General features: G+C 70.4%; 7 protein-coding genes. 3 read left to right on the top strand and 4 right to left on the bottom strand.

Annotated features, from left to right (window positions below):
* Positions 1-41: 41 nt before the first annotated feature.
* Positions 42-1346: an alpha/beta hydrolase gene (locus tag ACFU8W_RS07435; protein ID WP_384033136.1), complete on the bottom strand. Its 1305-nt coding sequence runs from the start codon at positions 1344-1346 to the stop codon at positions 42-44.
* Positions 1347-1440: 94 nt separating this feature from the next.
* Complete coding sequence (locus ACFU8W_RS07430; RefSeq protein ID WP_384033133.1) at positions 1441-2619, bottom strand: steroid 3-ketoacyl-CoA thiolase; 1179 nt, start codon at positions 2617-2619, stop codon at positions 1441-1443.
* A gap of 292 nt (positions 2620-2911) precedes the next feature.
* Here ACFU8W_RS07430 and ACFU8W_RS07425 point away from each other — a divergent pair, with 292 nt between their 5' ends.
* A complete protein-coding gene (locus ACFU8W_RS07425) occupies positions 2912-4168 on the top strand; it encodes a cytochrome P450 (protein ID WP_384033130.1) in 1257 nt (418 codons plus the stop codon).
* Between the two features lie 136 nt (positions 4169-4304).
* Positions 4305-5264 carry an AEC family transporter gene (locus ACFU8W_RS07420; RefSeq protein WP_384033127.1) on the top strand — a complete coding sequence of 320 codons (960 nt, stop codon included), beginning with the start codon at positions 4305-4307 and terminating at the stop codon, positions 5262-5264.
* Between the two features lie 126 nt (positions 5265-5390).
* Here the strand turns inward: ACFU8W_RS07420 and ACFU8W_RS07415 are convergent, their stop codons facing one another.
* Positions 5391-7994, bottom strand: a complete 2604-nt coding sequence (locus tag ACFU8W_RS07415; RefSeq protein WP_384033124.1) for an alpha-N-acetylglucosaminidase TIM-barrel domain-containing protein — start codon at positions 7992-7994, stop codon at positions 5391-5393.
* Positions 7995-8182: 188 nt separating this feature from the next.
* Between ACFU8W_RS07415 and ACFU8W_RS07410 the strand changes: the two genes are divergently transcribed.
* Positions 8183-9424 (top strand): ROK family transcriptional regulator, encoded by a 1242-nt coding sequence (locus tag ACFU8W_RS07410; RefSeq protein ID WP_384033121.1) that lies wholly within the window; start codon positions 8183-8185, stop codon positions 9422-9424.
* Positions 9425-9490: 66 nt separating this feature from the next.
* Here ACFU8W_RS07410 and ACFU8W_RS07405 read toward each other — a convergent pair whose 3' ends face one another.
* Positions 9491-11461 (bottom strand): bifunctional glycosyltransferase 87/phosphatase PAP2 family protein, encoded by a 1971-nt coding sequence (locus tag ACFU8W_RS07405; RefSeq protein WP_384034246.1) that lies wholly within the window; start codon positions 11459-11461, stop codon positions 9491-9493.
* Between the last annotated feature and the right edge of the window lie 381 nt (positions 11462-11842).

Here is an 11842-nt window from a genome sequence, read left to right as displayed (position 1 = left end):
GCCGCCGGCCCTCCGTCGGCTCCGGGTCCGGCCCGGTCCGATCAGCGGTGACGCCGTCCCGCTGCGGCGACCTTGTCGAACCAGCGGACGATCTGCGGGCCGGACTTCATGAAGGTCCCGTTGTGATCGGTCGTCCCCTGGTCGATGACCGGAACTCGCGTGCCGTGCGCGGCGAAATCAGCTGCGCAGTTGCGGGAGTTGGCGATCGCCACGTCCCGGTCGCCGGCTGACGAGTAGAGCCGCACGGGCGCCTCGGGCTTCCAGTCGCACTGACCGTCCTGGGCGTTCAGTACGTCGCGCAGCACACCCGCCGGATGCTGCAGGTCCTGATAGGCCTCGTCGGTGAGGAGTTCCTTCAGCGTGCCGGGCAGCGCCGGGATGATGTCCTCCTCAAAGTGATGGGTGTCGAAGAGGCTTTCGACGATGTCCGCGTACGGCTCGCGGAAGAACTCCGAGGGGCCCTTGTAGAGCGGGTGCAGCCGGTTCTGCGCGGTAAGGAAGTACGACATGTAGAAGACGGCGCTGATGTCGTTGATCCGGCCGTCGAACATGGCGGGCGTCTCCGCGCCCCGGAGGTCGTACGGCCCCGAGACCGGTGCCAGCGCCCGCAGCCTGAAGTGCCGGTCCGCGCCGCTGTCGAGGGCCTTGGCCAGAGCCGCCGCGACCTGGCCGCCCTGGGAGAAACCGCTGGCGTACACCTCGCCGGTGAGGGGGCGCCCCAGCTCCCGCGCCGCGGTGCGGGACGCGCGCAGCATGTCGAGGGAGGCGGTGACGGAGGACGCGGTGTCCATGTACGGGTGCGGGCCCGGCCCCATACCGAGGCCGAGGTAGTCGGGGGCGGCGACGGCGCGGCCGGCGGAGGCGTGCAGGTACGGGGCGAACCGACCGAAGTCCTCGCCGACGGAGGGCGCGTAGTCGCGGTGGACCATCGTGCCGTGGGTGTCGGAGACCAGATCCAGGCGGTCGGCGCCACCCCTGGGGAGGACGAACAGACCGGTGGCGGTGGTGGGTTCGCCCTGCGGGGTGAGCGTGCGGTACGTGAGGCGGTAGGCGTGTACGCCGTAGCGGACGGTGCCCGTGTCCATGCCTGCCGAGGCGAGGAAGGCGCCGATGTCGGTCCGGTCGAGCGTGGCGACGGGCGTGACGGCGAGGAGCGTGCCCCGTCCGGTGGTGGGGGCGGCGCGGGATCCCCCGTCCGCCGGTCCGGCCTGCTGGGCCACGGCGGGCGCGGAGCCGAGGGCGGCGAGGGCGATGACCACGGCGACCGCCAGTCCTCGCCGGGCACCACGCCGACCTCCCCCGGAAGAAGGGGTATTGCTGCACGTCTTGCTGTTGTTGTTCTCCATGGCCGTGACGCTATGCATCCGTGAGCGGCACCGACAGCGGCATGGACCCCCGGCCGGGGTGCACCTGACACCACCCCCCGGCCGGGGGAATTCCTCACAGCCGCTGGATGATCGTTCCGGTGGCCAGCGCTCCGCCCGCACACATCGTGATGAGCGCGAACTCCTTGTCGCTACGCTCCAGTTCATGCAGCGCCGTGGTGATGAGCCGGGCCCCGGTGGCGCCCACCGGGTGGCCGAGTGCGATGGCGCCACCGTTGACATTGACCTTCGCGAGCCCGTCGAGGTCCCGCTCGAAGACCTGGGCCCAGCTCAGCACCACCGACGCGAACGCCTCGTTGATCTCGACGAGGTCGATGTCCTTGAGCGACATCCCGGCCTTGCCCAGCACCGCGCGGGTCGCGTCGATCGGCCCGTCGAGGTGGAAATGCGGGTCGGAACCGACGAGCGCCTGGGCGACGATCCGGGCGCGCGGCTTGAGCTTCAGTGCCCGCGCCATCCGCTTGGACGCCCACATGACCGCGCAGGCGCCGTCGGATATCTGCGAGGCGTTGCCCGCGGTGTGGATCGCGGTGGGCATGACCGGCTTGAGCCGGGCGAGCCCCTCCATCGTGGTGTCCCGCAGCCCCTCGTCCCGGTCGACGAGGCGCCACATGCCCTGCCCGGCCGCCTGTTCCTCCTCGGTGGTCGGCACCTGGACCGCGTACGTCTCCCGTTTGAACCGCTCCTCGGCCCAGGCCACGGCCGCCCGCTCCTGCGAGATCAGCCCGAGCGAGTCGACGTTCTCCCGCGTCAGGCCCCGCTTACGGGCGATGCGCTCGGCGGCCTCGAACTGATTGGGCAGGTCGACGTTCCACTCGTCCGGCCAGGGCTTCCCCGGGCCGTGCTTGGAGCCGCTGCCCAGCGGCACGCGCGACATCGCCTCGACACCACAGCTGATACCGACGTCGATGACTCCGGCCGCGACCATGTTGGCGACCATGTGGGAGGCCTGCTGCGAGGATCCGCACTGGCAGTCCACGGTGGTGGCGGCGGTCTCGTACGGAAGTCCCACGGTGAGCCAGGCGTTGCGGGCCGGGTTCATGGACTGTTCGCCGGCGTGGGTGACCGTACCGCCGACGATCTGTTCCACGCAGTCGGCGTGGATGCCGGTGCGGCCGAGAAGTTCACGGTAGGTCTCGCCCAGCAGATAGGCGGGGTGCAGATTGGCGAGCGCGCCTCCGCGCTTGCCGATGGGGGTGCGTACGGCTTCGACGATGACGGGTTCCGCGGCCATGAGCTCGTCCTCTCCTCGCGCTTCCGCAGGGGGCGTCCCGGCGCCCGCGGAAGGAACTAGTACGCGTTCTAGTTCTGCCAGCAGTCTTATGAGGCTTACCCCCGGTACGCAAGAGCCGTGCACATACCTTGCGCGCACAATGGGCGCACCTCGAAGCCCGTACACGCCCCCTCGCGCAACAGATCGGGCCGCGACTCTTGCCAGTTGTAGAACTCGTTACTACCTTGCGGGCACCTTCTGATGGGTCGTCAGGCAATGTTCGGGCGCCCCTCGGACCGACCTGGAGTTGCCGATGCCCTGCCCCCATCTGCCCGAAGGGTTCGACTTCACCGATCCCGACCTGCTCCAAGCCCGCATCCCGCACCCGGAGTTCGCCCGGATGCGGGAGACCGCGCCGGTCTGGTGGTGCACCCAGCCGGCCGGTATCTCCGGTTTCGACGACGAGGGCTACTGGGTGGTTACCCGGCATGTGGACGTCAAGTACGTCTCCACACACCCTGAACTGTTCTCCTCCCATACCAACACCGCGGTCATCCGTTTCAACGAGACGATCAGCCGCGACCAGATCGACGTCCAGAAGCTGATCATGCTGAACATGGACCCGCCCGAGCACACCCGGGTCCGCCAGATCGTCCAGCGCGGCTTCACCCCCCGCGCCATCCGCTCCCTGGAACAGGCCCTGCGCAGCCGCGCCCGGTCGATCGTCGAGACGGCCCTCGCCTCCGCCGCCGCCGACGACGGCTCGTTCGACTTCGTCACCCACATCGCCGTCGAACTGCCGCTCCAGGCCATCGCCGAGCTCATCGGTGTACCGCAGGAGGACCGGTCCAAGATCTTCGACTGGTCCAACAAGATGGCGGCGTACGACGATCCCGAGTACGCGATCACCGAAGAGGTCGGCGCCGAGGCGGCCATGGAGATCGTCTCGTACGCGATGAACCTGGCGGCGGCACGCAAGGAGTGCCCCGCCAAGGACATCGTCAGCCAGTTGGTCGCCGCGGAGGGCGAAGGCAACCTCTCCTCGGACGAGTTCGGATTCTTTGTGATCCTCCTCGCCGTCGCCGGCAACGAGACCACCCGAAACGCCATCAGCCACGGCATGCACGCCTTCCTCACCCACCCCGAGGAGTGGGAGCGCTACAAGCGCGAGCGCCCGGAGACCGCCGCCGAGGAGATCGTCCGCTGGGCCACCCCCGTGGTCTCCTTCCAGCGGACCGCCACCCAGGACGTCGAACTGGGCGGGCAGCAGATCAAGAAGGGCGAACGGGTCGGGCTGTTCTACTCCTCCGCCAACAACGACCCCGAGGTCTTCGAGAGCCCGGAACTCTTCGACATCTCCCGGGACCCCAACCCCCATCTCGGATTCGGTGGCGGCGGGCCGCACTTCTGCCTCGGCAAGTCCCTCGCCGTCATGGAGATCGACCTGATCTTCAACGCGATCGCGGACGTGCTGCCCGATCTGCGGCTGGTCGAGGACCCACGGCGGCTGCGCTCCGCCTGGCTGAACGGAATCAAGCAGCTCCGGGTCAGTACCGCCGTCGGCGGCTGACCGGCTCGCGGCTTCCCGGACGGCGGGGGCCGTCCCTCCCACGCCCCGGCCCCTGCCACCCGTCCGCGCCCCGTCCCCTTCCGGCCTCCGCACCCCGGCACAGGCACTGGACAGCCGTCCGAGGATCATGGCGTCCATGCATGCCCTGCTCTCCGCCTTCGCTCCGATCTGGACACTCACCGCGATCGGCTACACGGTCGGCCGCAGCGGTCTGCTCGGTGAGCAGGCGGAGGCCGTGCTCGGCCGGTTCGTCTTCCATGTGGCCATGCCGGCGGCGCTGTTCACGATGGTCTCCGGTGCGCGACTGGACGCCTTCGCCAACTCCTCGATGGTGGCCTTCGGGACGGGCACGGCACTCGTGTCCGCCCTCGGATTCCTGCTCGCCCGGCGCTTCTTCGGCCGCAAGACGGCCGACCAGGCGATCAGCAGCATGGCGTCCGGCTACGTCAACTCCGCCAATCTGGGCATCCCGGTGGCGGTCCAGGTGCTCGGTGACGCGTCGTTCGTCGCCCAGATCATCCTCTTCCAGGTGCTGCTGGTCTCCCCCGTGATCCTGACGCTGCTGGACACGGGTACGGGGGCGGGCTCCGGAAAAGGTGTCGCGCTGCGACGGATGGTGACCATGCCCGTACGCAATCCGATCATCATGGCCTCGATGCTCGGCGTCGCCGTCTCCGCGCTCGGGGTGCGGCTGCCGCACGCCCTCGAACACTCCTGTGATCTGCTCGGCGCGGCCGCCGTGCCCACCGCCCTGATCACCCTCGGCCTGTCCCTGCACGGCCGCCCGGATCCGGCAACGACCGCGACGACGGTGCCCGCAGGACGTACGGAGGTGGGCCTGGCGGTCGTGCTGAAGACGCTGGTCCAGCCCCTGATCGCCTTCCTGGTCGGCGGCCCGCTGCTGCACCTGCCGGACCACCAGCTACTCGCCGTGGTCCTCTGCTCCGCGCTCCCGACGGCCCAGAACGCCTTCATCTACGCCCGCCAGTACGGTCTGGACACCAGCCTCGCCCGCAACTCCGTGGTGGCGTCCACGGTCGTGTCCATGGCCACGCTGTCGCTGGCCGCCTGGGCGCTTGCACCGTCCCGCCCCTGAGCCGTTCGAGTGGCGGGCCGCCCCGGACAGGCGGATGCTGGAAGACGCGGCGATCCACGCCGAAGGGGTGCCGGGACGATGCGGTTCGTCCCGGCACCCCTTCGGCCCTCAGGGACCGGGCTCCGGCTACCCGGGGAGTTTCCACTGCTGTTCGGAGGCGGTTCCACAGGTCCGGATCAGCAGACGCGCGCCGTCCGTGGCACCGCCCTCGGCGTGCAGGCACAGCGCCGATTTGACGTTGCGCAGCGTGCCGTCGGGCAACGGGGTCCACGACTGGGCCGGGGTGCCGTTGCACTGGTAGAGCTGGACGGCGGTGCCGTCGGCCGTCGAGCCGTTGCGGACATCCATGCACTTGCCGTACGCGACGAGCGTGCCGTCGCCCGGCACGGTCCAGGTCTGGGCGGGGGTGCCGTCGCAGGCCGAGAGCTGCAGGGCGGTTCCGTCGACGGAGGAGCCGCCTTCCGGAGCGACGCACCTGCCGCCGATGCCGGTGATCGGGCCCGGTACGACGGGTGCCGGAAGGGCTGTGCGTACGGTGTCGGCCAGCTGCACCGGGTCGCCCTCGGGCCGCACCGGGTAGCTCGTGCGCTCCAGGTTCCAGGCGTTGTCCCGCGCGAACCAGTCGATCGCGGCCGGCGGCTGTCCTGTGACCAGGGCCGTGTCCAGGGAGTCGAGGTACACCGTCCAGCGCTTCGCGTAGAAGTCGGAGACCAGTCCCGACCATTCGCGGTTCGCGTAGTCGCGCAGCCCGCCGGATTCGCTGCCGGACCGGTCACCCCAGGTGGTGAGGATCGAGCGGGCGTCGAATTCCGCGGCGGCCCGCTCCGCGTCGGTGCGTCCCCAGGACCTGGCGTCCTGCAGCCAGGGCCCCAGCATGAACCGGCTGTCGGTGGCCAGCAGCCGGTCCAGCAGGGCGAGGTCCTGCTTCCACTCGGTGACCCGCTGCCGGTACAGGGTGAGGTTCTTCCCCTGGTACGCCGCCCTGATCTGCGGCAACAGCGTGCGGCTGCGGTTGGCCAGGGCCTGCCGGGCCACATCCACCACATCGAAGCGGTACGCATCGGACTTCCGCAGCTCCGGGGCAACCTGCAGGAGCTCCGTGAGCGCCCGCTGCACCGTCGACGCGTCATACCGCATGGACGAGGGGCTCCAGCTGGCCGCGGTACCGGCGGTCAGTGAGGGGCGTGCGGTGAAGAGACTGTCCTGGGACTCGCTCCAGCTGCCGGACGGGGTGCTGTAGGGGCCGGTACGCAGCAGTTCCCATGCCTTGGCGGCGTGCGGGTCGGCGCCGCCGTAGCGACGCTCCGCGTAGTCGGCGAACCAGGCCGTCCGGTCCACCGGGCCCGCGTGCCAGGCGAGCTCGGTGAACAGCTCGTAGGCAACGGGGTTGCCGCCGGTACCTTCCGGGAGGTAGGCGATCCCCCGGAGCGCGCTGTTCGGCTTGGTGCGCCACTCGTGGAACCGCGCGGTCCAGACGGCGGTGTTGGCACCCATGGTGGTGTGCCCGCCGAAATTGGGGATGGTGCCGAAGGCGTAGGGGGTTCCGTGCCAGGCGGCTTCGCGGTCGAGCCCGTTGTAGCGGTCGGCCAGTCCGTCCACGATGAACAGCTTGCTCCGGTCGACCGCGTCGATGAGCTGAGTGGAGGGATTGCTCTGCCAGCCGAGCAGGACCCAGGTGGCGCCCGGGTGCGCCACCTGCAGGGCGTTCATGACGGCCCTGGCGGCGTCCCCGATGGGCACGTTGCCGGGCTTGCCGCCCTCGTGCAGCAGATCCATCTTGTACAGGGTGGAGTCACCGAACATCGTGCGCTGATGACGGTAGAACGCCTCGGCGACCTTGGGATACATCTCGCTGCGCGGGTCCAGCCAGTCCGGCCGTTCGAAGCCGACCCATCCGCCCTGCGGAACCACGGGGCCGGTGGGGTTCCTGTCCGTGAACCCGGGCGGGACCGTGCCGTAGTAGCCGGGCAGGACGGGTGTCATCCCGAGCCGGCGCAGCCGGTCCGCGATCTTGCGGCCGAGCTGTGCGCGCTGCGCCAGCAGCCGGTCCGTGACCGGCCCGCCGAAGCCGGACATGTTCTGCATCAGCCACCACGGCTGGTGCGCCGGGCCCGGTATCCAGGACTTCAGCTGCTCCTTCGTGTACCCGAACTCCTGGAAGGTGTCGTAGTACACGGCGTCCGCGCCCATCTGCACGAAGACCTCGTTGACGCCGTGCAGGGCCAGGACGTCGATCTGCTTCTCGTAGGAGGCCCAGTCACGGTACGCACCGGAGTAACCGTCGTCCGTGTCGTTCAGGGCGAACCGGTGCGGCACCGAGGCGTCCTGGCGGATGGTCCCGGTGGGCGCGGGGAGCTTCTTCGGCAGCCTTGACGTGCTGTCACCGGGCCAGCCGATGTCCACCTTGGCCGTGTATTTCAGGTACCAGTTGACGCCGCTGAGCAGCACGGCGGGGGTGGTGCCCTGGATGCGCACCTTGCCGGTGGTGCCGGACACGGTGAAGTAGTCGCCGGAGGCGGGGCGGTTCACCGGCACCAGGTCGAACTGCGAGACATGGTGCGGCAGCAGGCGGGCCAGCGCCTCCTCGGCCGGTTCGGGGGCGAAGGCCGGCGTGCCACGAGGGGCCGATGGCGGCCCGTTTTCCGCAGTGGCGACGGAGGCGCTCAGGACCGTGGCGACGACAGCGAGGGCAGCCGTGCAGGCGACGGCCCAGGATCTGAGGCTTCTCAAGGGTGACCTCGTCCGGTGAAGGGATGCGGGAGTTGCCGGGACGTGTACCGGTGCTCATCAGACTTAGTAACGGAGCATTCGTTAATATGAGTTGGGTGCCGTGCGGCCGTCAAGAGGACGGACGGCCCGGCTTCCCGGCTTGCTGGATACAGTGCCGACAGCACGGTGGTGCAAGGGAGTTGACGCATATGCCAGTCGGGAGAGCCGCGGCCACCGGTCCGCACGTCCTTCGCCGGATGAATGTCGCCGCGGTCCTGGCCGCACTGCGGGAGGGCGACGCGCCGACCGCCCGCGTCACCGACCTCGCCTCGCTCACCGGCCTTTCGCGGCCCGCGGTGACGAGGGCGCTGACCGAGCTGAGGGACTGCGGCCTGGTGGAGTTCACCGCGGCCGCCGGGTCCCCGCAGCTCGGCCGACCGGCCCAGTACGCCAGGTTCCGCGCCGAGTCGGGGTACGTCGCCGGAATCGACATCGGCCCCCACAAGGTGCTGGTGATGATCGCGGACCTGGCGGGCCAGGTGCTGGCCTCCCATCGCGCGTCCGTGGACCGGGGCGCGGCCGGGCCCCGGCTCTTCGCCACGGTACGGAGCGCACTGACCGCGGCAGCGGCCGAGGCGGGGGTACCTCTGTCGGACCTGTGGGCCGTGAGTGCGGGCACCCCCGGCATCGTCGACCGCGAACGCGGCGAGGTGCTGCTGGCCCCCAGCATCCCCGACTGGGCCGGGCTGCCGGCGGTGTCGCTGCTGCGCGAGTGGCTGCACTGCCCCGTGACCATCGACAACGACGTGAATCTCGCCGTGCTCTCGGAACGCCGACGCGGCGCGGCGGCCGATACCGGCGCAGGTGCGCGTGCGGGCACCGACTGCCTGGTCTTCGTCCAGTGGGGCCGCCGGATCGGCACCGGCATCGTCATCAACGGCAGGCCCTACCGGGGCAATTCGGCTGCGGCCGGTGAGCTGGGCTTCATCGACCTGGTGCGCGATCCGGACGCCCCTCCGGGACCGCGTCCGGCCGACGGCATGGGACCGTTCGAGCAGCTCGTCGGCGCCGAGGCGATTCACCGGCTGGCCCTGGAGGCGGGTGTGGCGGTCGGTGACGCCCACGACATCGCACCGCTCTTCACGGCGGCCCGGGCGGGAGACCCGGCGGCCGTCGGCGTGGTGGACCGGGTGGCCGCCCGCTTCGCCCGAGGGCTGGCCGCACTGGTGCTGGTGCTCGATCCCGGCCGGATCGTCATCGGCGGCGGGGTGTCACGGGCCGGGGACGTCCTCCTCGACCCCGTGCGCAGGCATCTGCGGTCGCACACCCTGGTACCGGTCGCCGTGGACGCCTCTGTGTCGGGCGAGCGGGCGGTCGCCCTGGGGGCGGTGCGACGTGCCCTCGACGTCGCCGAGGAACGCGTGACGGCGTCGTACCAGGGCCTCGGCTGACAAAGGCCTCGGCCCACAACCGCCGACCGTCCGACCCCTGGCGAAGCAGGACCGGGTGCGACCCGGTCAGCATTTGCCGCCCACCGCCTCGCCGGTCTCCTCCGGCACGTGTTCCGCGGATGTCGTGCCGTCCGCCCCGTCCGTCGCCCCTGCCACGGGTTGCAGTCTCCGCGGCCCCGCCAGGACGTATGTCAGCAGGAATCCGGTCCCGATGACCAGCGCCCCGCCCACCGCGTCGAGCACCCAGTGGTTGGCCGTGGCGACGATCGCGGAGACCGTGAACAGCGGGTGCAGCAGCCCGAGCGCCTTCATCCACGCCTTCGGGGCCAGCATCACGATCATGATGCCGCACCAGAGCGACCAGCCGAAGTGCAGCGAGGGCATCGCCGCGTACTGGTTGGTCACCGAGGTCAGCGTCCCGTAGTCGGGCTTCGCGAAGTCCTGGACGCCGTGGACCGTGTCGATGAAGCCGAGCCCCGGCATCAGCCGCGGCGGGGCCAGCGGGTAGAGCCAGAAGCCGAGGAGTGCGACCAGGGTGGCGAAGCCGAGGGTGGATCGGGCCCAGCGGTAGTCCGCGGGGCGGCGTACGTACAGCACACCCAGGATCGTCAGCGGCACGATGAAGTGGAACGTCGAGTAGTAGTAGTCGAAGAAGTCCCGGAGCCAGCCGATGTGGACGACCGCGTGGTTGGCCCGGTGCTCGATGTCGATGTGCAGCCACTGTTCGAGCGAGTGGATCTGCCGTCCGTGCTCCTCGGCGGTGGCGCGGCCGGCCGTGGCCGCGAGCCTGACCTGTCCGTACGCGGAGTAGACGACCCGGATCAGCAGAAGTTCGAGCAGCAGATTGGGGCGGCTGAGCACCCGCCGCCAGAACGGCAGCAACGGTACGCGGCTCCAGCGTGCCGGAACCGGGGCCGCGTAGTCCGTGGGGACCGGGTGCTGCCAGTACGGCGAGGTGCGCGGCAGGAACGGTGCGGCGCAGGCCGCGCCGAGCGCCGCCAGGAGCAGCACGTTGTCCCGTACCGGGTAGGCGACCGGGATGTTCGGCAGCAGTACCTTCCCGGGCAGGGTGAGCACGAGCACCACGACAGCCGGCCACACCAGCCGCTCGGAGGCGCGGGTACCGGCCCGGCCGACGACGGCGAGAAGCACCCACAGCAGCTGGTGCTGCCAGGCGGTCGGCGAGACGGCGACGGCGACGCAGCCGGTCACGGCGACGGCGAGGAGCAACTGGCCGTCCTGCGCGTAGCGTATGGCGCGGCGCAGCCCGACGTGGCAGACGGCGGCGGCCAGCAGCAGGAACAGCACGATCTCGAGCGGGCCCGCAAGGCCGAAGCGGAGCAGCGCGCCGTGCAGGGACTGGTTGGCGAGGCTGTCCGCGCCGTCTCCGAGCCCGGCTCCCGCGACATGGTGCACCCAGTACGTGACCGAGTCGTGCGGCATCGCGGCCCAGGCCAGGGCGGTGCACGCGGCGAACGCGCCGCCGCCCGTCACGGCGGCCCGGCGGCGTCCGGTGAGCCAGAACAGGGCGGCGAAGAGCAGCATGGTCGGCTGGAGCGCGGCGGCGATCCCGATCAGTACACCGGATGCCCGTTCCCCCCGGGCCACAAAGCAGCCCAGAAGCACCAGCAGGACCGGCAGAATGCTGGTCTGGCCGAGGTGGAGGGCGTTGCGGACCGGAAGGGACAGCATGAGCAGGCTGATCGCGACGGGGGCGGCCAGCAGCGAGGTGCGGCGGGAGACGGGCCCCGGCAGGGCGCGCGCCGCGACGATGCCGAGGACGGCGACGAGCAGCAGCGAACCGAAGGTCCAGGCGACGCCGAGGCTCTGTTCGGCCGTACGGGTCAGTGGCTTCAGCACCAGTCCGGCGAAGGGGGTGCCGGTGAACCGGTCGGTGTCGTACAGCGAGCCCGCCACGTGCAGTACGCCGTTCTCGCCGATCCAGGTCTCCAGGTCGGTGAGCCGTTCACCGGGTGGCTGCCGAAGCACCACCGCCATCTGCCGCCCCGCCAGCACTGCGACGACCAGCCAGAGCACGGCCCGGGCAGCCCCGGTCCTCGCCCCGGTCACCGCGCTTCCGCGCACACTGTGCTCCGCATTCGCCACGCTGCGCCGACCCTCCCACCGTCCATCCGCCGTCCCTCGACGCGGGACGTGCTGTGAAACCTTCGCATTGCGCTATGAGGTAGACACAATCAACCCCTTCTTCGCCTGACTGTCATCCCGCCCTTGTTCGAGAGAACGCCGGAGAGCCTGGTCGAGCCCGGACACAGTTGGCCGGAACCGGATCGTTCGCTCCGACGTCTGTCCCCCTGATCGACCGATCGGGCGGTCGCGGCGGGGCTCAACGGGCACGGGGGGAACGCGGTTCATGCGGCGGGTGCGGGGAAAGCGAAGCCCATGGGGGAAGCGGGGTTC

Origin of the sequence: Streptomyces sp. NPDC057565 (genome assembly GCF_042801455.1) — a bacterium.
GTDB lineage: Bacteria > Actinomycetota > Actinomycetes > Streptomycetales > Streptomycetaceae > Streptomyces > Streptomyces yanii.
This window is presented reverse-complemented; position numbering and strand designations above follow the sequence as displayed.

Excerpts from the sequence above, each read along its gene's own strand:
- ACFU8W_RS07435 (WP_384033136.1), bottom strand. The coding sequence starts at position 1,346 with ATGGAGAACAACAACAGCAAGACGTGCAGCAATACCCCTTCTTCCGGG.
- ACFU8W_RS07430 (WP_384033133.1), bottom strand. The coding sequence starts at position 2,619 with ATGGCCGCGGAACCCGTCATCGTCGAAGCCGTACGCACCCCCATCGGC.
- ACFU8W_RS07425 (WP_384033130.1), top strand. The coding sequence starts at position 2,912 with ATGCCCTGCCCCCATCTGCCCGAAGGGTTCGACTTCACCGATCCCGAC.
- ACFU8W_RS07420 (WP_384033127.1), top strand. The coding sequence starts at position 4,305 with ATGCATGCCCTGCTCTCCGCCTTCGCTCCGATCTGGACACTCACCGCG.
- ACFU8W_RS07410 (WP_384033121.1), top strand. The coding sequence starts at position 8,183 with ATGCCAGTCGGGAGAGCCGCGGCCACCGGTCCGCACGTCCTTCGCCGG.